This window comes from Bacillus cereus group sp. BfR-BA-01356 (assembly GCF_022663635.1).
Classification (GTDB): Bacteria; Bacillota; Bacilli; order Bacillales; family Bacillaceae_G; genus Bacillus_A; species Bacillus_A cereus.
On the sequence record NZ_JAKUFX010000104.1, the window covers coordinates 1 to 20,736 of the forward strand.

Below are 20,736 nucleotides of genomic sequence, written 5' to 3' on the forward strand. Positions count from 1 at the left end.
CCGTTATTCCGGTTGCTCCTGTTATTCCGGTTGCTCCTGTTATCCCTGTTGCTCCCGTCGGTCCCGTTATTCCGGTTGCTCCTGTTATCCCTGTTGCTCCCGTCGGTCCCGTTATTCCTATTGCTCCGGTTACTCCGGTTGCTCCTGTTATTCCGGTCGGTCCCGTTTCTCCGGTTGCTCCTGTTATTCCGGTCGGCCCCGTTATTCCAGTCGGCCCTGTTGCTCCTGTTGGAATATAAATTGGTGGAAGAATCGGAAATGTAGGTCCAATATTTTCTGGTCCTATCATCCCCTTATTCAATGATAAATTGTCATTGCGTTTCAATTTAATACCTCATTCCACATGTTTTTTAATTCATACACATCATTATGACCCTATCATTAAAGAATAACTTTATAACTATTCTCTTTTTCCTTCCCAAAGAATTATTACATATATTAAACATTTTACCGTTGCTATAACCACTTTAATTAATATAATAAATTAATCATTCTATTTAAAAAGATGAGGTGATTTATATTCAAGATAATAATGAAATTAGAAAAAAAGAAATAATGTCAATGGCCCTTGACATTATTTTCCCTTACAGGCTTACTGGACCTACGGGGCCTACTGGAAGTACTGGGCTTACCGGGAGTACTGGGTCTACCGGAAGTACTGGGCCTACCGGAAGTACTGGGCCTACCGGAAGTACTGGGCCTACCGGAAGTACTGGGCCTACCGGAAGTACTGGTTCAATCGTTACAACAAACTCTATGTTCGCTAATAATACATCAGGTGGTCCTGTTTCAGTCATATTAGGAGGAACAAACATTCCACTTTCAAATAACCAAAGTCTTGGTAATTTTACAGTTAACGCTTCAAATGACGTATTTACAATTCCTGTAACTGGAAGATATCATTTAACCTATCAAGTTAATACGACAACCGCTCTACTTGCTGGAACTAGACTACTATTAAACGCTTCTACGCCAATTCCTGGCTCTATTTTTTCTCCCGCTTTATCAACTTCAAATTATAGTAATAATTTAATTACTAATTTAAATGCTGGTAATACAATTTCACTACAATTATTTGGTATATTATCCGTCGTGAATTTAGTTGGAGGTGGATCAACAGGTGCCTCTCTTACAATTATACGAATTGATTAAAAAATGATTCATTCTTTTTATAATAAACAATCTAAATACTCAATTGATAAATATTACGATAGTGATTAAGTAATAAAAATAAATTGTACTATATCCATAGTAGAAAACATCTATACTAAATTTTCCGTATATATATTATCAATTTACACTTCCCCCATGTCGATGTTACATTAAAGATGAAGATCGTTTCTTCTTTACAGACCATCTCAATATGTATTTGAGGAACATCTCCAATCCTATACGCGAGAGCAATACTATATTGACACTCAATTGAGTGTCTTTTTTTATATTCAAAAAAATAAAACCATCTCTTATAGATGGTTTTAACAATACACATTTACTTTTACTCTTTATATTATTGCCAGCTTATAAAGCTGGATAATAAATAGTCATACTTAACCGAGTTAATGTTCTTCCTGAATTAGTATAAGTATGCGGTCTATCCGCCTTAAAGCGAATTGAGTCTCCATTATTTAACGTATATTGACAATCATTTATGTCAATTGTCAATTTCCCTTCAAATACCGTTATAAACTCTTCTGTTCCTTCTTTATGCGCTTCTGAACTTAATTTCCCTTCTGTATCAATTTCAACCATATAGATTTCAAAATTCCTATCATCTTGGAAAGGAAATGAGGGATACACCTTATATCTCCCATTGTCTTCAGACAATACTTGAACATCATTTCGTAAAACTACTTTCGTATCAGGCTGTGGATTATTAATTAAAGAGGTAAATGATACTTTCAAACCATTAGCAATTTTCCATATTGTTGTTAGTGTCGGGCTTGAATCTCCTCTTTCTATCTGTCCAATCATTGTTTTACTTACACCTGTTAATTGAGAGACCTTTTCTAAACTTAATTTTTCTTTTTCACGTATTGATTTTAAATTTTTTGCCAGAATAAGTTGAATTTCTTCCATAAAAAACACTCCTACACTGTATACAATATAACGACCGTTATGTATAATAAAAAGCACACGTTATATTGTTCTTTTTGGTCATTATAACACACAAAAAATAGGGGGTTTTGAAATGCCTATATTTTCTTTTTTGTTATTTGTATTTATAAGTAGCTTCACACCTGGTCCCAACAATTTCTTAGCTATGACATACGCAAATCAACATGGATTAAAGAGAAGCATAAACTTTTGCTTTGGAGTAGCATTCGGTTTTTTCATCCTCACTTCTTTATGCAGTTTCTTTAATATTGTATTAATTAATATTATCCCTATAATTGAATTTCCTTTAAAAATTTTAGGTGTCGCGTATATGCTATATTTAGCCTTTAAAATAATTACTAGTAAAGGCGGTGCAGATCACAATGAAAAAAATAATAAAAACTTATTTACAGTGGGTATTTTCATTCAATTTGTTAATCCAAAAGGAATATTATTCGGACTCACAGTAGTCTCTACTTTTATACTCCCCTACTACAATTCATATTCAAGTTTTCTGCTTTTCTCATTATTTCTAGGTATAGTCGGTTTACTGAGTACATTTAGTTGGAGTTTATTTGGTTCAATATTCCAAAAATTATTAGTAAAACATAACCAATTATTCAACATCATTATGGCTGTTTTATTAGTTTTCAGTGCCGTTTCAATCGTTATACACTAATTCGATGCTCATTTTAGATTTTGTACTTTTTAATACCACTCTTTATCAATCAGACTACTTTATATACTAATCCATCCACATACCCTATGTGGTTTAAAACTTTTAAGAGGAAACCTTCTAACAATAGGTTTCCTTCCATATCATATTAAATAAGAAGCAGGTTAAATAAGGAGGTGATTTTGATTAAGACTACTTTAATTTCTCATTTTTACAATGAAGAATATTTACTTCCATGGTGGTTAATGCACCATACAAAGCTATTTGATCATGGCATTCTTATTAACCGTGGATCCACTGATCGTTCAGTTGAAATCTGTAAAACATTCGCTCCTAATTGGGAAATACGAAACTCAAAATCACTCGAATTTGATGCTTATTTAGTTGATCAAGAAGTTATGGAAATTGAAAGAGAAATTACAGGATGGAAAATGGTATTGAATACGACAGAATTCCTGTGCTGTTATAATAAAGAACAATTTTTCAAATCACTTAACACTATGAGCGGCAATATGTTTTCAATAAGAATGATTATGATGATTGATGAACCGACTCATGGCTACACTAATCCAAGATATAGCTCTCCGCTTGTTAAACAACGTTATCACGGCATAATAATTCAACCTAATCCAAACCAACTATATCTTAACGGTAGATTAATTCACAATAATTCGCACGGGAACTATAGAGTCGGGAGACATGGTTCGCATTATCCTTATAGCATTTACATGGAACCTGCTTTTATTTTTAAATTTTTTTATAGTCCATGGAACGATGCAATGAAAAAACGAAAATTACAAATTGGGCCGACTCTTTCTCAACATAGTGTACGACGCGGATTAGGTTCTCATCACTTAACAACAATTGAAAAATTAGAAAAAAAATACAAATACTATGCAACCTTAACTACGGATCTCCGGTTATTCCCAGAATACCAAATTATATTTCCTGATCTTTGTCCTTAATGTCATGAATATTTAGTTTCGTCATCCATCCGTTTTTTATTAACATACCAACTCCAACTAAATACTTTTCTCTAGTAGAAATCTGAGCTAGGACGCTTGCAGCACGCAAATTCCTCTTATTTAATCTCGTATCACTAGCCTATAATCTTTCATACCATTTCATTAAGCAATTGATGTTGGATCAGAAATAAAAAATCGTAATTCATTTGGAAAATTTTCAATTTCAGATTATATACCTTCTAAAACAAAAAATTCAAACAATAGAACCTAAACTAATGTTTGAAGTTATGGCTTTATTTTTTTCTTATTATTCACTTTAAAATCTTTTTATAATAATATTGAAAAATACGGTATAATATAAATTACTGTTCTTTAGGAGGATCACAATGGCTGATAAGTATAAATTTTTTATTCTCATTGTTACCGCATTTTTTTCATTCTTTTCTTTAATAAAAGATTTCCGCAACACTTCAAAAAGTTTCTTTTGGGGTAGTTTTATCATTCTTACAAGCTTCATGATACTATTAATACATGCTCTAGATTTAACTCAAATACTTTTTTATCCAAAGCAAATTGCGCTTGAATTTATTACAATACCACGTAAATTATTTCTACCATCTGTCACTGAGGCCGCCAGTTTCCCTCCAACACTAAGATAATAATTTGATTAAGAGCTCTTTCTAAAAGAGCTCTCTTTTTTAACATAAACATACCATATACAAAATCCAACCTTAACCACTTAATTACTTATAAGAACCTAACTTATAAAACGCATAATAATTATACTTATTTACTAGTATACAAGCCGTATCTCTTAGTAGAAGCACAGCATAATATACGATACAGGACAAAACTTTCAAAAAACTTGTCTAAGTTAATTCTCAAAAAGGGGTGAATATAAATGCCTATCGTTAAACCTTTTATAGCCGGAAGACGATTTGTAAGTACAGCCGCAACAGGAACTGCTGCTGGTGCAGATTTAACTTTTGCTAACACAGACTTCACTGATGACACTGGTGCTGTAACAACATTCCCTGCTTCTTATGCCTTTTTAACACTTTATATTAATGGTGTTATTCAAACAGGTGATACTATTACTGGTGTGACTACTACAGCTGCTACTATTGTAGGAGGAGCAGTCCTAGATGGAGGTACTCCTATCGCAATTGAATTTACTATAACGTAAATTTAGTTGTCTTTTTAGAGGTTTCATTAAAAGAAACCTCTAATTTTAAAAATTCACATCAATTTTAGTAGCAACTACATAATACAGTGCAAATACTAGATAGAATGATAGAAATTTATACTCACTCTCAAAAAGAGCACTTATCTGTAGTGATCTTTTTGAGAGTGCAATAATTTTGCGCCTATTTGCTCTTGGAGAACCTACTAAGCAGTTAGCTAACTGCTTTTTCCATATAGTATTTATTATTATTCATAGCTTTATCCGTAATAGTAATGCTTGTGCACTATCTACTATAAATTTTCATATATTGTATTATGCTTGTCCAAAATGTGAAGTTAATACTCACGAAATCTAAATACAAGAAAGGAGTGAAAATATGCGCTCATCCATTCGTAAATTCGCTAATTTTAATTGTGAAGCACAAGCACCTAGTACACTACCTGCCCTAGGTTTTGCCTTCAATGCTACTTCACCTCAATTTGCAACATTATTTACACCACTACTATTACCTAGTACAGGCCCAAATCCTAATATTACTGTCCCTGTAATCAATGATACAATTAGTACTGGAACTGGTATTAAAATTCAGGTAGCTGGTATTTATCAAATTAGCTATACATTAACGATTAGCCTTGATAACGTTCCATTAGCCCCGGAAGCAGCACGCTTTTTCTTGACATTAAATTCATCGACTAATGTTATTGCAGGATCCGGAACCGCAGTCCGTTCTAATATTATCGGAACTGGTGAAGTCGATGTATCAAGTGGTGTCATTCTAATTAACTTAAATCCTGGTGATTTAATTCAAATTGTCCCCGTTGAAGTAATAGGTACAGTAGATATTCGTTCTGCAGCGTTAACAGTTGCGCAAATTCGTTAATAAAGTGAAACTTTAATCAGCCCTCACCAATCGGACTTTACGGGCAGTCCAGCCCCCGCCTAACTTCTTTGCTTCTGCTGAATTTTGAGGTGGGGGTCTTACTACCCGGCAAATAGCAGGATAAAAACAAAAGACTTGGCTAATTAACATTTATTGTTCCTTATACACAATATCTTTTTATAGATTTGACACACATTTATATTAAACAAGCATATTTTATTGTATGACTATATAGTCATACAAATCTAAAGCGTTCATAAAAGCACACTTATATGTGTGCTTTATTTTTCATTAAAACCTACAACATTCTCACACAATATCCATATATTATCTTGATTCCTCTCTAAATATATGGTTTGTCTCAGAGCGCTTTTAACAGCGTTCTTTTTATTTAAATTCCAATTTGTAAGGTTCGATTTTATGATTTACGTTATACACATGCTACGCTACTTTTGAAACAAGGTATACATCCAAAGACTATAAGTGAACACTTCAGTTATAAAGATATGTTCATAACATTAAATCGTTATTCACATGTTTTTCCTAGCATACAGGGGATGCTGTTAAAATATATAGCGAAAGACCATTTGAATAGTAATATTTACAAATATAAAAATACGGTTTCTCCTCTCAAGAGAAACCGCAACATATCAATGCTTTTACTATATTTTAAACTGGCTCGTATACAAATCAAAATAAAACCCTTTATCTTCCATGAGAGATTCATGATCCCCTCTTTCTAAAATTCCCCCATCCTTTATAACAAGGATTTGATCTGCTTTTTCAATTGTTTTAAGTCGGTGAGCGATCACAAAACTTGTGCGACCTCTCATTAAATTATTTAGTCCTGCTTGTATTTGTAATTCTGTTCTTGTGTCAATATTAGATGTCGCTTCATCGAGAATTAATATATCTGCATCTGCTAAAATTGCTCGTGCAATCGCAAGAAGTTGTTTTTGTCCTTGACTTAAATTCGATCCTTCTGAAGCAATTTCTGTTTCATATTGATTTGGCAAATGCTTAATAAAAGAATGTGCAGATGCTGCCTTAGCTGCAGTGATAACTTCTTCATCAGTAGCATCTAAGCGTCCATAACGGATATTATCCATAATTGAACCAGCAAATAAATACGTATCCTGTAAAACTACTCCAATTTTACTTCGTAAAGAATTAATATCATAATCTTTTATATCTTTTCCATCAATATGAATTTGTCCTTGCTGTATATCGTAAAAGCGAGTTAACAAATTAATGATTGTTGTTTTCCCTGATCCAGTCGGACCAACTAAAGCAATTGTCTCTCCTGGCTGCGCTTTAAGACTCACTTCTTTTAAAATTGTTTTATTTTCTGCGTAGCCAAATGAAACATTCTCAATGTGTAACATGCCCTTGTAAATTTTGTACAACAAATGCGTCTTTTTTATTTTGAATTTCTGGTACCTCATCCATAATCTCAAAAACACGTTCTCCACCAGCAACTGCCGCTTGAATTGTATTCATTAAAGTCGCAAATTGACTTAGCGGTCTTGAGAATTGACGAGAATAATTAATAAAAGCCGCAATAACTCCTACTGTTGTCATTCCGTTTAAGACCATAACTGATCCAGTCCCAATGACAAGCCCCATACCTAAGTTATTAATAAAGTTCATACTTGGAAAAATAAAAGCTGAAAATGTATCAGCCTTCGTAGCTGAAACTCTTAGCTGTTCATTAATTTTATTGAAATTTTGTACAGTTTCTTTTTCTTTTCCATACAACGTTGTAACATCCGCACCTGTAATTGCTTCCTCAATAAATCCATTTAATTCACCTAAATCTTTTTGACGCTTCGCAAAGTTTTTACCACTATATGCAACTAGTTTTTTTGTAACGTAAAACATAATAGGTACTGTAATTAAAGTTACAATTGCTAAAATCCAATTTAAAGCGAACATCGCAATCGTTACACCTATAAAAGTTAACGCTGATGAAATAATTTGTACAACACTTTGTGTCAAAGCTTGATTCAAATTATCTATATCATTTGTCACACGGCTCATTAAATCACCTTGGGAACGCACATCAAAGAACCGTAAAGAAAGCGTTTGGATTTTCTCAAAAATATCTTGTCGTATTTTTTGAATTGTTTTTAATGCAACGTTAATCATGACAAATGTTTGTAACCATGTTAAAAGTACAGTTACACCGTAAATCGCGATAAGTAACATACACATTCTTGCTGTACCACTTAAATCTTTCGGTACAATATATTGATCTATAATGACCCCCATAAAATAGGGACCTAATAATCCAAGTAAAGTAGTAACAACGACTAGAAATATAACAAACATAAGAGCAGCTTTTTGGTAGCCCATATAGTTCCATATCCGCATTACAGTTCCTTGAGCATTTTTAGCTTTCCCCATCTTTGGCGTGTTTCGTCCACCTTTATTAGCAAATTGCCCTTGAAAATTACGCATGTTCTTCCCCACCTTCTTTATGCAAATTACCACCTTGGGAAAGATAAATTTCCTGATAAACCTCACTTTGTTCTAACAATTGTTCATGTGTACCATTGCCAACTAATTCACCATTATCTAATACAAGTATTTTATCCGCATCCATTATGGAAGAAATTTTGGACGCAATTAATAAAGTCGTTGTGCCTTTATATTTTGTTTTTAAAGCTGTTTGAATAGTAGCCTCTGATTTCGCATCAACTGCTGATGTAGAATCATCTAATATGAGAATCGGCGGTTTTCTCACAAGTGCCCTTGCAATTGATACACGTTGTTTTTGTCCACCTGATAGATTTGTCGCACCTTGTGTTAAATTATATTGATAAGATTCTTCCAGCTTATTGATAAACTCAGTCGCACAAGCTGATGCAGCTGCTACTTCCAGCTCATCATGTGTTGCATCTTCTTTACCATAACGTAAATTCTCTTCTATACTACCTGAGAACAACAATGCCTTCTGAGGTACAAACCCTATTGAAGCACGGAGTTTTTGCAAATCATATGTTTTAACATTTATTCCATCTATACATATTTCACCTTGATCCACATCATATAGACGTGGTAACAGTTTCGCTAAGGTAGATTTACCACTTCCAGTTGATCCAATAATCCCTACTTTTTCACCTTTTTGTATGCTAAACGAAATATCTTTTAAAACGTATTCATTATTTTTCGTATAGCTATAACTAACATTTTTAAATTCGATATTCCCCTCGATTTTCTCAGGTTCGATCGCATTCGCTTCGCTTATAATATCAACCTCGGTATTTAACACTTGCTGTACACGCTCCGCAGATGGAAAAGCTCGCGCAATTTGAATAAATACCATGCTAATCGACATAAGTGACATTAAAATGATATTCAAGTAATTAATAAATGCCAAAATCGCTCCTACTTGAAGCGTTCCATTGAATACTTTTTCTCCACCAATCCATAATGTTGCGACAATCCCGCCACTTACAACTAGCATAATGATTGGCATCATTAAAGAAATAAGTTGCACAGCTCGAATATTTATCTTCGTTAAATTTGTATTTACATTTCCAAATTGAGCGATTTCGTATTTTTGTCTTACATACGCTTTTATAACACGCACACCAGATAAATTTTCTTGTAACTTTGTATTCACTTTGTCCAATGCCTCTTGCACCTTTTTAAATGTACCACTTGCTTTACTTGCAATTAAAATAATCGCAAGTAATAAAATCGGAACAACTACAAGTAATATTGGAAATAACTCTCGCGCTGTTACAAAAACAATAATTATACTTCCGATAAATAACAGTGGACCACGAACCAGAACACGTAATGTCATCGTCATTGCCGATTGAATAGAAGTGATATCATTTGTTACGATCGTTAATAATTTACCTGTTCCAAATGAGTCCCGATTATTACTAGAAAATGTTTCTATTTTCGCAAACACATCTTTTCGTATGTCTGTAGCGAAATTAACAGCTGCTTTTGTAGAATACATCATACACCCAAGCCCTCCAACTAAACCGAGTGCTGCTGCTCCTATCATAAGAAGCCCCATTTTTATTACATAATTTAAATCCCGATTTGCAATCCCAACATCAATGATATGTTGCATAATAGTCGGTTGAATTAAGTCCATCGCAACCTCAAGTACCATAAATAGCGGCCCAATAATAGCGAAGAACATGTATGGTTTTAAATACTGTAATAACTTACGAAATGATTTCATACATAATCTCCTTTTCCCATGAAATTACCACTGAATAATTCATATCCCTCCTTATTTAAGCGATATATTTTGTAATTTCTTCATTACTTCTATTATATTATGTAAATTAATATTTAACATTATTAAATGATAAGTATTAATGACTTTCTGGTCAATACATATGCTTTATATTATATAAATACAAAAACCGCATTCTTAATGAAAAGAATACGGTTTTTCATCTATATTTCTTCAATTGTAAAATTTAAAAACTCAGTCTCAAATCCCTTACTTTTAGAAGGACTACACGTGTAAAAACCTATTTTAATAGGCTCATTCCCTATATCCTCCATTAAATGAGCGATTCTTATTTGTTCCCATTGATGGCTCTTTTTCACATATATTGTATAATCACCGCGTTTTCGAATAATTCGAAAACAAAGTTGTTGCTTAGCTGCTTCAGTTGGATAATCTTGCGTTGACCAGTCAGAATATCCATTATTCGTTACGACAGCACCTAAGTGAGATGGCCCTTCAGGGATATATTCTAAAGATGTTTTTAGCCAACAGTTCTCCGAAATCATAACAAAAAGACCTGCTTGATCGAATTTTGAATTTGGATTCATACGTAACTGAACTTCAGCTTGAAAGTCTGTCATCATCTCATTATAAAATACATGACCATTCATTACTTCAAAACCATAATGTGTTTTAAGCCAAAAATCGGTTTCTGCTTTCGAACGGACAATAAACGCATGATTATCATTAATCTTATAGTACTCAGGTACATTCATTATAGTGAGTTGCTCAATACGTTCTGGTATATACGATATATTCATAGCTCCTCCATAATAAAGCATTTATATAGTCATTTAAAACTCCGCTAATACTGGGAATTTATAACCTTTAAAATCTAACTCTTTATCACCTCGAACCATTAAATACTTGCTAGACTGTAATTCTGTAAACTGTACATCCTCAACCCCTAATTGATCCGGAGAAAAATAAAATTCGATTTCCGTAAACCTTTCATTGATTTCTCCACATAATTCATCTAAAACCGGAAGTACTGGCGCAAATACTCCAAATAATTTCAACTTTTCATTGTCTACTTCATAAACGATTAGAGCATCTAGTTTCTCTGAATAATACAATTTCTCATTCCATTCCGAATCATACATATTCAAATAAAATGAAGGATGGAAGTTTAAAGTTGAAAAACTATTTGAAAGTCTTTGGCTACTATCAATAGTTTCATGTATTAACTGTCTATTCTCTATATTATAGAAATCTAACTTTTTAAGTAGTGAATCGTTATTATTAATATTTTTATCATATGGTATAGTCATCAAATATTCCTGCACAACTTTAAACCCAAATGCTGTATATAGTTCAGGTTTTTCTGTAAACAATAATGCACAGTCACATTTCTTATCAATTTCTTCTATCATTTTACCCATTAATTGTGTCATTAGCCCTTGTCTACGGAAATTAGGGTGTGTCATTACTGATTGAATACCCGCTGCATTTATTTTTTCACCATTAATTAATAATGGGAGTGAAAATGCCGCAACATTTGCAATCACTTTATCTTCTTGTAAAAACGATAAAGCTTTATATGTATCATCCCAATATCCTTTATCCGAAAAATCATTCAATGTTTGAGTTTTAATTCCAAACACTTCTTCAAATAAAGGAAATAACTGCTCTCTTTTCGGTTCTTCTATTAGAAGACTTGCCAATTTTTCAACATTCCCCATGTTGTACCTCCAAATATTAAATTCCATTAAATTAGATATACTTATATGACCTACTCTTAAAAATAGAGGTCTTACCAATCAATATACTATCATAAAACATAAAAAAAAAGTCTAATTAATTTTATGTTTTGACTATTTGAAAATAAGTCGAATAAAACAATATTAAGATTTCTGGATATTAATTAGTTTATTATATAAAAATAGCGCTTTCTAATTAGCTTTTACTAATAGAAATACACTATTTATAATAAAATATTTTTATTCTTTTATCCCTTCAAGTCTTTCCTTCGTATTAATTTCTTCTCCACTTATACGCTTTTCAAAAGACTTTCTCCAACTATTTGAAAGTGCATTTACTTCTAATATCCTTTTTACCCCTTCAATATTTTGTTTTTCCTTATGCATGATACGATTAGCAAACGCTACTGAAACACCTTTTGGATCAGACTGTAGTTTTTTTAAGGTATCGACTGATGATACCCATCCTTCTTTTAATACACGAAAATAAAATCCTGTATATCCTGTTTCTTGAAAATATAGTGGTAACTTTGGAATATTATATTTTTTTGCTAATTTAAAACAAGGTTGCCTTGGCTGTGTTACCTGTACGATTGCCTGTCCTAGCTCAAACGTATCACCAATACAAACATCCTCTTCGTGCATACCACTAACTGTTATATTTTCTCCGAAAGCCCCATATACAAGATCTTGATTCAATTCTTTTTCCCAGTATGGATAGTGATCACCAGTATAAACACAAACTGCTTTATCTACTCCTCCATGATGAACTAAGTCAGCTTGTCCATCCCCATTAAATTTTACAAAGGATAAATATACTGGTTCCTTTACTTGTTTCTTATTTATGCCTGTATGAATTACTTTTCCGCCGTATGTAACCTCTTTTGGTAATCCTATATTTAAAGATAATAATTGATATTCATTAGCCATTCTATTTCCTCCTTTACAGGTGTTACATGTATTTTCTCTCGATTAATTTTTACAAACCTCTCTGTTATATAAAGATGATTATAAAACCTCTAAAATCATTGTTCAATTCAATTATTTATATAATAATGATAGGTATAACCTATTATTATACTTGAGGTGATTCCAATCGAATTACGACAACTTGAATACTTTTTAGCTGTTTCAAAAGAATTACATTTCACAAAAGCAGCTGAAAAATTAAATATTTCACAGCCTTCACTAAGTCAACAAATACGTGCATTAGAGCATGAAGTAGGAATGCCACTTTTCGATCGAATTGGTAAAAAAATATCTTTAACTGAAGCAGGGAAGGTTTTATTATCACATAGTAAAACCATTTTTCATGAAGTCGAACAAGCTCGTTCAGCTATTCAAGACCTAAACGGATTACAGCAAGGTTCCTTAACAATAGGGGCTTTGTTAACCGTCGTAAATTATTTACTACCACCAGCTATTTTAAATTTTAATAATTTATATCCCAATATAGAGCTTTCTGTATTAGGGCTTCGTACAGGAGATATTCGTGAAAAATTATTACAAAACGAACTAGATATTGGAATTACATTTCTCCCGGTGCAAGATAAAGAGATTATCTCCATCCCTCTATACAAAAGCGATCTTACATTAGTCGTGCCCACTGGTCATCGATTAGCTGAACGTAATCATGTATCTATTGCTGAATTACAGAACTACCCTTTAATTCTTTTACCTAAAAATTTCTTTTTAACCGAACTAATTACATCTCATTGTCAAAAATTCAACTTTAAACCAAGGCCAATTTTAGAAATTAGTACGATGGAATCTTTAATCCAAATGGTTTCCAAAGGAATGGGAATTACAGTGTTACCCAAATCATATATAGACTTTTTACAAAATAAAAACATTCAATCTATTAAAATAGAAACCCCTACTCCAACAATTGAAATAGGGCTAATTTATAGAAAAGATAAATATATGTGTGCTGCAACTCGAGAATTTATTGAGCAACTAAAAATCACAGTACGTTCTTTCCAAAACTAAACAAAAGAGATTATCCTATGAAACCGTTTCACAACGATCTAGTAGAATAATCTCTTTTCAAAACAAAGTAAACATTATATTTAACTCTTATAAACTTTAATGTACCTTTTTAGATATTGGAATATATTTTGTAAAATATGCACCAACTAGCAATAATACAATTGAAAATAACCAAGTAAAAGCACCGCCAAAATGAAACCAATATGCAAACATATTTAAGATTGCAAGTGAAAAGAAGCAAATAGAAGTTAACGCACTTTTCAATCCTTTTATCCCAGATTTTTTTCTCTTTTGATAAGCAATATACATCGCAATAATAAGAAAAAAGATAAGAACAAATGGTAACATAACTTTTAGCATTTGTAATCCCTCCAGTATAAACGCACTCTTTACATCACCATCTTATCCCATTTATCTTTTAGGTATCAATTCATTCTTATCTTCCTTCCAAAAGTCAGTATAAGTTTTATTTTTAAAGTTCACGTTCACCTCAGAAAACGGCATACTTCCTCCAACTTTCAATGAGTACCAGTCGTTTAAAAGTGGTGAACCGAAACAAATCTTCATTGTACGATCATGTAAATCGAATAATACAGAATGTAAAGTTCCAAACCATTCTTCATAGTTATGTACAGTTAGTCCATCAGGATATTCTTCTTCTACTAACTCTTTTAAAGACTCTATGCTCACTTGTTCATATCTATTTAAATGCTCATGTAAAACGTGATATCTCTTTGTAGATTGTTCTAATTTCCTATTATTTAATTTCTGAATTGATGAACTAACTGCATGGTTTGTTGATACAATAAAAGCTTGGTTGTCACCATCAATCGTTGTTGTCGATTTATGACCGTCAAATATTTCAATGTGTGCTGCGTTTAAAAGATCAGCTACTATTAAATTAATATTACTAGCAATTGGTATTTCTTCTATAAGTGACTTAGCTTCCTGCACATTTTTACATTTCTCCAACAACAATCGAATTACCGCAAAACATTGTAAACCATTTACCATTGGCTTTCTTAAACCTGCAATGTTTCCTACTGGTTGACCACATGCTGAAAATGTAACAGATAATCCATGTTCGTTAACCCCTTCTGTTCGACCAAAATATTGAGTAGAAAAACCACTATGTGCATACGCACCTTCAACATGCGTCGAGCAAAAACGCATATCATCTATTACTGGTGACAAATCATAATTTCTTAATACATATGTGTGTTTTGAATCTGTCTTTTTAGGTAATACCACACAATGACTACATCCTGCTTTTAATAACGTTTGATAATAATACATCATATTTTTAGCAGGAATTTTTAACACTTCACAAAACCCTTCAATTTCTTCATTTATGCCTGGACAATATTTGTTTAATACATCTCTCGATTCTGTCCAATGGTTATTAGCTATTACATTTTCTTCGTGTATAAATTGCGGGATGAGATACGGATTTTGTTTCACGAATTTCCCTTGTTGCTTTCCAATCTCATAATAACTTCCTTTTAATGATGAAAAATACCCCTTTACTTGATACATCAAATTCCCCCTCACATTGGATATATCCATATCATACCAAATGGATTTCATTCATCCTTGATGTTTTTTACTATCTTTCTTTAACACCATCCCATTTTAATATCTCCACTAATAATTATTTACTAGACAATTAAAGTTTTGTTAATATTACTGTAATAGCTTTATTTCAAAATAAAGTAGTTTGGATATCAAATGAGCAAAATACTTTGTTAACCCCACTTATAAGCAATCATCTAATTCATGAAATCAAAAAACTTATTTATCAAAATAAAAGGAGAATTTATGTATGAGTAGTTGCAAACCAATTGATGATTTAACTATTGAAGACCTAAAACAAAACCCCATATGGGAATGGGCAATAGATGAAGAGGAAAATGAAGAACATGACGAAACATGGGTAAAACCAGCAACAACTACTAATTTTACAGAGGAGTTAAACGGTTCAATCGTACTAGGCGAACTATTCTTACATAATGGTGAAAAATTCCCTATGATGTGTGAAATTGACATTGAAAATAACGAGGCAGTAATTCGTTCTGTTGTTTATTATAACGAAACAGAAAATGAGTATATTGCTATAGAAGATATTGTGAAAGCGGTCGAAATGCCGTTATCGATTATTGTTAACCTTACAATTCATGCAGAATCTAAAACATTACGCTTCACTGCACATAAAGTAGATATTTATAAACATTCAATAACGACTAATTTAAATTAAAGTTGGGCGAAATATAAAAAAACATTATGAAATAAAAACCGGGAAATCATTAACGATTTCCCAGTTTTTCAAACTATATTAAAGTATCCCCTTTTCCACTAAAGTCTCTGCGATTTGAACTGAATTCCAAGCCGCACCTTTTAATAAATTATCGGAAACAATCCAGAGGTGGAATCCGTTTGGCGTATCAGGATCTTTACGTATTCTTCCGACAAATGTATCTATTTTCCCTTCTGCATATAATGGCATTGGATACAGCTGTTCACTAGGGTTATCCTGCAAAATAACACCTGGTGCATCCATTAGTACTTCCTTGATCTCCGCAACGGTTGCTTCTTTTTCCAGTTCTATATAAACCGATTCTGAATGCCCTGATACAACTGGAACACGTACACAAGTAGCTGCCATTTTCAGGTTTTCATCTTCTAATATTTTTTTCGTTTCTTGAATCATTTTTACTTCTTCAAAAGTAAAATCATTGTCTGTAAATATATCTACTTGAGGCAGTACATTAAACGCTATTGGGTAATGTTTTTTATCTTTTTTCGCCGGTAATATATTACTTTTCACTTCTTCACCAGCAAGCATAGACTTAGCCTGCTCTTGTAATTCATGAATCGCATGAATTCCAGAACCCGATACAGCTTGATATGTTGAAACTATAATTCTTTCTAAACCGAATGATTTTCGAATCGGCTGAAGTGCTGTTACCATCTGTAATGCTGAACAATTTGGAACTGCAATGATACCTTTATGCTGTTTTAAAGTGTGCGCATTCACTTCCGGAACAACGAGCGGTACATCTTGCGCCATTCGGTACTCACTTGTGTTATCAATTACAATCGCACCACTAGAAACTGCATGAGTTACAAATTGTCTAGATACTTCTCCCCCAGCGCTAAAAAAGGCAATATCTACACCTTCAAAGCTAGTTGTTTTTGCCTCTTGTATAATTATCTCTCGTCCTTTGAATCTTACTTTCTTACCAGCGGATCGTTTTGACGAAAGCAATGTAACTTCAACTATATTAAACTTCATTTCATTCTCTAACAGTTCAATAATTTTTTGCCCTACCGCACCTGTAGCCCCAACAACAGCTACATGATAGCCCTTTTTGATCATCTTTTCTCCTCCAATATCACTTGAATGAATATTTCTACAATTTCATTTTATACAGAATTTAATCATTTGGAAAATTAAAATACATGATATAATCATTCACAAATCATGATAATAAAAGAGGGATCGCTTATGGAAATGAGACATGTTAAAACATTTTGCGCCATTGTGAAGTATGGTAATTTTTCTAAAGCTGCGCATGCGCTAGGTTATGCGCAATCTACTGTTACAGCACATATGAAAGCTTTAGAGAACGATTTACATATTCCTCTTTTCGATCGGTTAGGGAAAAAAGTGCTACTCACAAAAGCAGGTCATCAATTTCATCCTTATGCATTAGAATTACTTTCAATATATGAAAAAGCGCAAGAAATCCCCCAAAATACAGATTATTTAGAAGGTACATTAAGTATTACATCTAATGAATCATTAGCGGTATACCGATTACCAAAGTTATTACGTACTTACAAACAGAAAAATCCGAAAGTAAATATCGTACTTGAAACAAACACAAATGAACAAGCATTGCAAAAATTACGTGAAGGAGAAACAGACGTTGTCTTCATAATTGGAGAAAGTATAGAACATAATGATTTTATTACGCGAACTTTTAGTAATGAAACATTTGGATGGATTTTACCAGCTTATTCCGCTGCACATACAAATCCATTCCAGTTATTACAGGACACCCAGTTCATTTTTACAGAACAAAGCTGCGGCTATAGGCCAATGGTAGATCGTTTTTTACGTCAAAGCAGGAATATTCCAGATAAAACATTTGAAACTTCCAATGTTGAAGTCATTAAACAATCCGTCATGTGTGAGTTAGGCATTTCAATTCTTCCTTATATCGTTGTACAAGAAAGTTGCCAAAAAGAACAACTATGTTTTCAGCCTATCGAAACTCCATCCGTTATTCAAAGTCATGTAATCTATCATAAATCTAGATGGATTTCCCCGGTATTACAGTCGTTTCTTTCCTTACTTGAACGAGATTAAGAAATTAAGAAGTACATATAAAAAGAGTAATTGCCTAATAAGCAATTACTCTCTTTCATTAATTAGTATATTATTTATTAGTCTGTCCCCCACCTGCAATTAATTTACTACCTGAATATGTACCTTTGTTCATAAACACTTGATTAATTAATTCTTTTTGCTCAGCTTCCGACATTACTCCTTTTCCTTCTCCTAAATTCCCACTTTGTAATTTCCAAATCTTATTATGATCCCCATCAACTTTTTCATATTTTCCTTGTTTCCATCGTTCTAAAATTTCTACATATGTACTTCCCTGTACAAGATCATTACTCTTTACAATATCAATTAAACTTTCAATCCGTTCTTGTGTAATAAAAATATAGCCCCACTTTTGATCAGCTTTCGCTTTTTGATGTGCCATTTCATGTAATGCTGTCTGTATGTTCTCATCTGTCCATTTAAAATTTTTATTAAAACCACTATTCGGCAATGAATAATTGCCATTTTCTAAAAGCTTTGCATCTTCTGCTTTTACGTTACTATCAGCTAATACTTCTACTGCTGGAGCAGCTGGTGATGCCTTTTTCGCAGCTGGTTTACTATTATTTAAATAATGCAGCATACCATATGTTAAACCTACTCCGATTACCGCCATACCAGCTATAACACCTATTATTTTCAAAAATGTTTTCATCTCACTTGTTTCCTCCCAAATATCTCTGTTCTGACTACCTAATTATTTCTTATATAAAAACTGTTACTTCATTCAAAATATCGCATCGCATCCCCTATCATATTATTTATATATACTTCCTCATATTGTATTTCTTTTTCTTTAAAATTGAAAGATTATTCTGTTAAATAATGAAAATATTCTACAAATTTTTCCTTTATATTTATAAAGAAACAAAAAAACAACGAGCGCGTTCTACAACACTCGTTGTTTTTACTTTATGCACGATTTTCTTTTAACCACTTCGTAATAGCATCTAACCTCGAAACATCAAAACGTCTTTCTTCACACACGTTCAAATTTTTTGAGTTTCTCACTATTTCTAATTCATTATTTTTTACACTTTTCGCCTCAATTAATTTACAATACTCATCTGTAACAGTATTTAAATTTTCATAATAACGCTGAAACGATTTTGATATATGTAAATGTTTTTCAAAGTTTCTTCTTCTTTTCGTCTCATCAGATACTTTCCGCTTTCTAAGTTCTTCATCGTTCGTATATAAATAAAAATATTGATCCGGAAAACCAATTTCCCTATTTATCATCTTTTCTTTATAAAAATTTTCTATTAAAGATAATGGCTGATTAAATATATCAAAATGAAAGCACCAATTATAACTAAGTGGTTGATATATATCCCCATCGAGTATTACTAATTCATATTGCTCTGACTTCTGAACAGCTATATTCCAGCGCTCAACTTGTTTTTCAAAATACCATGTTCTATGTTCATTTTTTGGCCTTTCAAATAAAGAATTCACTTCAGGTATTATATAAGCACCATAATTCTTTTCTAATTCACGGCACGTGGTACTTTTACCAACAGCGCTTGCTCCCTCAAATGCTATTATCCCCATAGTTTCCCCCTCTTTCATTAACTAAAATTTCGTTGTTTCGCTTTTCTTCCCCATAACTTTCTCCATAAAACAATTGAAGCGATAGTGAGCATGATTGTTGTAATGATACTACCTTCAATTCCGAACGTGCCTCCATGCAATGTTTCTGGTCCATTTGTTATAGACTTAAAAATTGGAGTAGAATATATAGTTGTGCCACTAACTGCAAAGCCATATACATTATATTGAGCCCAGTTCCAAATTGAGTGCCATGCACATATTCCCCACAGACCATCTTCTTTCAATACGTATAAAGCTGCGAAAACACCCACTAATATTATATTCGATATAGATAATATTGTAATTCCCGGATTAAGTAGATGAAGAAATCCAAATAAAAATGAAGTTACAATTATTCCAACCCATATACGACTTCTAACAGAAAGAACCGGGAATAACCAACCTCGTACAATAATTTCTTCCGTTGCCCCTTGTATTAAAAATGCAACTAGAGATCCTACTATTCCTACTATTACTGTTGAGGTAATATGTTGTACTTGCAATTTCACACTCCCCATTAATAATAGTAGAATAACTGGCGTTGAAATAAATACAAACCCTATTAACGCACCTTTTAAATACTTTCTCATCCATTTCTCTTTCCAAAAGCCAATGGATGAAAAAGGTCTTTTTTCTACAAAACGAACCCATATAAATAAAATAAATATAGCTCCGCCAAACGTTAACACCATTCTAACATTGTCATAAATACCTTTCATGAATATCGTTTCAGCTTTTGGTAAAAATAACATAAATAACATAAAAAGTTCGCCTAAAGTCAAAAATATAATGGCTAATATTACAGCAAAGACTGGATGCACCTTTTTTCTCCCTGCTTTTGCTGCTTCAATTATTATAAATGAATTATTTTTCACTTTCTTTTCTCCTCGTATATTAATATTTAAGCCCTATCTCAGGCTTAGTTTTACTCTCTAATAAGAGTCCAGTAATAAAGAAAATACTTGGACGTCTCAAGATATTTCTAGATAATGGTCT

General features: G+C 32.6%; 21 protein-coding genes and 1 pseudogene. 9 read left to right on the forward strand and 13 right to left on the reverse strand.

From position 1 onward, the window contains the following. Positions 1 to 325, reverse strand: a 325-nt coding sequence (locus tag MR168_RS25090; RefSeq protein ID WP_242291574.1) for an exosporium leader peptide-containing protein, incomplete at its 3' end; no start/stop codon positions are given. A 185-nt stretch (positions 326 to 510) separates the two neighbouring features. Here MR168_RS25090 and MR168_RS25095 point away from each other — a divergent pair. Then, positions 511 to 1,152 (forward strand): BclA C-terminal domain-containing protein, encoded by a 642-nt coding sequence (locus tag MR168_RS25095; protein ID WP_002025769.1) that lies wholly within the window; start codon positions 511 to 513, stop codon positions 1,150 to 1,152. A gap of 366 nt (positions 1,153 to 1,518) precedes the next feature. Here the strand turns inward: MR168_RS25095 and MR168_RS25100 are convergent, their stop codons facing one another. Then, the gene (locus MR168_RS25100) at positions 1,519 to 2,133 is read right to left on the reverse strand and encodes a helix-turn-helix domain-containing protein (protein WP_130813712.1); all 615 of its coding nucleotides are present in this window, start codon (positions 2,131 to 2,133) and stop codon (positions 1,519 to 1,521) included. A 55-nt stretch (positions 2,134 to 2,188) separates the two neighbouring features. On the opposite strand from MR168_RS25100, the gene MR168_RS25105 reads away from it, so the two are divergent. The 5 genes from MR168_RS25105 (at position 2,189) to exsF (ending at position 5,801) form a co-directional block, all read left to right on the forward strand. Next, entirely contained in the window at positions 2,189 to 2,773 is a 585-nt protein-coding gene (locus MR168_RS25105; RefSeq protein ID WP_016122493.1) for a LysE family translocator, read from the forward strand. Positions 2,774 to 2,952: 179 nt separating this feature from the next. After that, positions 2,953 to 3,735, forward strand: a complete 783-nt coding sequence (locus MR168_RS25110) for a glycosyltransferase family 2 protein (protein WP_000598284.1) — start codon at positions 2,953 to 2,955, stop codon at positions 3,733 to 3,735. A gap of 386 nt (positions 3,736 to 4,121) precedes the next feature. Further along, positions 4,122 to 4,394 carry a hypothetical protein gene (locus MR168_RS25115; RefSeq protein ID WP_000774115.1) on the forward strand — a complete coding sequence of 91 codons (273 nt, stop codon included), beginning with the start codon at positions 4,122 to 4,124 and terminating at the stop codon, positions 4,392 to 4,394. Between the two features lie 242 nt (positions 4,395 to 4,636). Further along, the gene (locus MR168_RS25120; RefSeq protein ID WP_001123247.1) at positions 4,637 to 4,921 is read left to right on the forward strand and encodes a DUF4183 domain-containing protein; all 285 of its coding nucleotides are present in this window, start codon (positions 4,637 to 4,639) and stop codon (positions 4,919 to 4,921) included. A gap of 376 nt (positions 4,922 to 5,297) precedes the next feature. Continuing rightward, a complete protein-coding gene (gene exsF / locus MR168_RS25125) occupies positions 5,298 to 5,801 on the forward strand; it encodes an exosporium protein ExsF (RefSeq protein ID WP_001257876.1) in 504 nt (167 codons plus the stop codon). Positions 5,802 to 6,463: 662 nt separating this feature from the next. Here the strand turns inward: exsF and MR168_RS25130 are convergent. The 5 genes and pseudogenes from MR168_RS25130 to MR168_RS25150 form a co-directional block, all read right to left on the reverse strand. Further along, positions 6,464 to 8,261, reverse strand: a pseudogene (locus MR168_RS25130) (ABC transporter ATP-binding protein). Continuing rightward, positions 8,254 to 10,008, reverse strand: a complete 1,755-nt coding sequence (locus tag MR168_RS25135; RefSeq protein ID WP_016122491.1) for an ABC transporter ATP-binding protein — start codon at positions 10,006 to 10,008, stop codon at positions 8,254 to 8,256. Before MR168_RS25135 ends, MR168_RS25130 begins: the two are co-directional and overlap by 8 nt. 221 nt (positions 10,009 to 10,229) lie before the next feature. Beyond that, on the reverse strand, positions 10,230 to 10,826 hold the full coding sequence (locus tag MR168_RS25140; protein WP_086411352.1) for a DUF1349 domain-containing protein: 597 nt from the start codon (positions 10,824 to 10,826) through the stop codon (positions 10,230 to 10,232). Between the two features lie 33 nt (positions 10,827 to 10,859). Continuing rightward, positions 10,860 to 11,747: a GNAT family N-acetyltransferase gene (locus MR168_RS25145; protein WP_000528663.1), complete on the reverse strand. Its 888-nt coding sequence runs from the start codon at positions 11,745 to 11,747 to the stop codon at positions 10,860 to 10,862. A gap of 258 nt (positions 11,748 to 12,005) precedes the next feature. Next, positions 12,006 to 12,695 (reverse strand): MOSC domain-containing protein, encoded by a 690-nt coding sequence (locus MR168_RS25150; protein WP_016122489.1) that lies wholly within the window; start codon positions 12,693 to 12,695, stop codon positions 12,006 to 12,008. Between the two features lie 156 nt (positions 12,696 to 12,851). Here MR168_RS25150 and MR168_RS25155 point away from each other — a divergent pair, with 156 nt between their 5' ends. Next, positions 12,852 to 13,754 (forward strand): LysR family transcriptional regulator, encoded by a 903-nt coding sequence (locus MR168_RS25155; protein ID WP_242291575.1) that lies wholly within the window; start codon positions 12,852 to 12,854, stop codon positions 13,752 to 13,754. A gap of 96 nt (positions 13,755 to 13,850) precedes the next feature. On the opposite strand, the gene MR168_RS25160 is transcribed toward MR168_RS25155, so the two are convergent. Then, a complete protein-coding gene (locus MR168_RS25160; RefSeq protein ID WP_016122487.1) occupies positions 13,851 to 14,114 on the reverse strand; it encodes a hypothetical protein in 264 nt (87 codons plus the stop codon). A 51-nt stretch (positions 14,115 to 14,165) separates the two neighbouring features. Then, a complete protein-coding gene (locus MR168_RS25165; RefSeq protein ID WP_016122486.1) occupies positions 14,166 to 15,290 on the reverse strand; it encodes a C45 family autoproteolytic acyltransferase/hydrolase in 1,125 nt (374 codons plus the stop codon). A 286-nt stretch (positions 15,291 to 15,576) separates the two neighbouring features. Here MR168_RS25165 and MR168_RS25170 point away from each other — a divergent pair, with 286 nt between their 5' ends. After that, entirely contained in the window at positions 15,577 to 16,008 is a 432-nt protein-coding gene (locus tag MR168_RS25170; RefSeq protein WP_016122485.1) for a hypothetical protein, read from the forward strand. Between the two features lie 78 nt (positions 16,009 to 16,086). On the opposite strand, the gene MR168_RS25175 is transcribed toward MR168_RS25170, so the two are convergent. After that, positions 16,087 to 17,130 (reverse strand): aspartate-semialdehyde dehydrogenase, encoded by a 1,044-nt coding sequence (locus tag MR168_RS25175; protein WP_153579121.1) that lies wholly within the window; start codon positions 17,128 to 17,130, stop codon positions 16,087 to 16,089. A gap of 129 nt (positions 17,131 to 17,259) precedes the next feature. Here MR168_RS25175 and MR168_RS25180 point away from each other — a divergent pair, with 129 nt between their 5' ends. Further along, positions 17,260 to 18,126, forward strand: a complete 867-nt coding sequence (locus MR168_RS25180; RefSeq protein WP_049107680.1) for a LysR family transcriptional regulator — start codon at positions 17,260 to 17,262, stop codon at positions 18,124 to 18,126. 70 nt (positions 18,127 to 18,196) lie between these two features. Here MR168_RS25180 and MR168_RS25185 read toward each other — a convergent pair whose 3' ends face one another. The 3 genes from MR168_RS25185 to MR168_RS25195 form a co-directional block, all read right to left on the reverse strand. Beyond that, positions 18,197 to 18,802, reverse strand: a complete 606-nt coding sequence (locus MR168_RS25185; protein ID WP_000846982.1) for a PRK06770 family protein — start codon at positions 18,800 to 18,802, stop codon at positions 18,197 to 18,199. Positions 18,803 to 19,059: 257 nt separating this feature from the next. After that, the gene (locus MR168_RS25190; protein ID WP_140159255.1) at positions 19,060 to 19,719 is read right to left on the reverse strand and encodes an AAA family ATPase; all 660 of its coding nucleotides are present in this window, start codon (positions 19,717 to 19,719) and stop codon (positions 19,060 to 19,062) included. After that, positions 19,719 to 20,615, reverse strand: coding sequence for a CPBP family intramembrane glutamic endopeptidase (locus MR168_RS25195; RefSeq protein ID WP_006918638.1), 897 nt, complete (start codon positions 20,613 to 20,615; stop codon positions 19,719 to 19,721). The genes MR168_RS25190 and MR168_RS25195 overlap by 1 nt, the downstream gene beginning before the upstream one ends. Positions 20,616 to 20,736: the final 121 nt, after the last annotated feature.

What these genes read in the sequence shown, in the direction of transcription:
- MR168_RS25105 (WP_016122493.1), top strand. Translation starts at nt 2,189, where the DNA reads ATGCCTATATTTTCTTTTTTGTTATTTGTATTTATAAGTAGCTTCACA.
- MR168_RS25115 (WP_000774115.1), top strand. Translation starts at nt 4,122, where the DNA reads ATGGCTGATAAGTATAAATTTTTTATTCTCATTGTTACCGCATTTTTT.
- MR168_RS25120 (WP_001123247.1), top strand. Translation starts at nt 4,637, where the DNA reads ATGCCTATCGTTAAACCTTTTATAGCCGGAAGACGATTTGTAAGTACA.
- exsF (WP_001257876.1), top strand. Translation starts at nt 5,298, where the DNA reads ATGCGCTCATCCATTCGTAAATTCGCTAATTTTAATTGTGAAGCACAA.
- MR168_RS25135 (WP_016122491.1), bottom strand. Translation starts at nt 10,008, where the DNA reads ATGAAATCATTTCGTAAGTTATTACAGTATTTAAAACCATACATGTTC.
- MR168_RS25140 (WP_086411352.1), bottom strand. Translation starts at nt 10,826, where the DNA reads ATGAATATATCGTATATACCAGAACGTATTGAGCAACTCACTATAATG.
- MR168_RS25145 (WP_000528663.1), bottom strand. Translation starts at nt 11,747, where the DNA reads ATGGGGAATGTTGAAAAATTGGCAAGTCTTCTAATAGAAGAACCGAAA.
- MR168_RS25150 (WP_016122489.1), bottom strand. Translation starts at nt 12,695, where the DNA reads ATGGCTAATGAATATCAATTATTATCTTTAAATATAGGATTACCAAAA.
- MR168_RS25160 (WP_016122487.1), bottom strand. Translation starts at nt 14,114, where the DNA reads ATGCTAAAAGTTATGTTACCATTTGTTCTTATCTTTTTTCTTATTATT.
- MR168_RS25165 (WP_016122486.1), bottom strand. Translation starts at nt 15,290, where the DNA reads ATGTATCAAGTAAAGGGGTATTTTTCATCATTAAAAGGAAGTTATTAT.
- MR168_RS25170 (WP_016122485.1), top strand. Translation starts at nt 15,577, where the DNA reads ATGAGTAGTTGCAAACCAATTGATGATTTAACTATTGAAGACCTAAAA.
- MR168_RS25175 (WP_153579121.1), bottom strand. Translation starts at nt 17,130, where the DNA reads ATGATCAAAAAGGGCTATCATGTAGCTGTTGTTGGGGCTACAGGTGCG.
- MR168_RS25180 (WP_049107680.1), top strand. Translation starts at nt 17,260, where the DNA reads ATGGAAATGAGACATGTTAAAACATTTTGCGCCATTGTGAAGTATGGT.
- MR168_RS25185 (WP_000846982.1), bottom strand. Translation starts at nt 18,802, where the DNA reads ATGAAAACATTTTTGAAAATAATAGGTGTTATAGCTGGTATGGCGGTA.
- MR168_RS25190 (WP_140159255.1), bottom strand. Translation starts at nt 19,719, where the DNA reads ATGAAAGAGGGGGAAACTATGGGGATAATAGCATTTGAGGGAGCAAGC.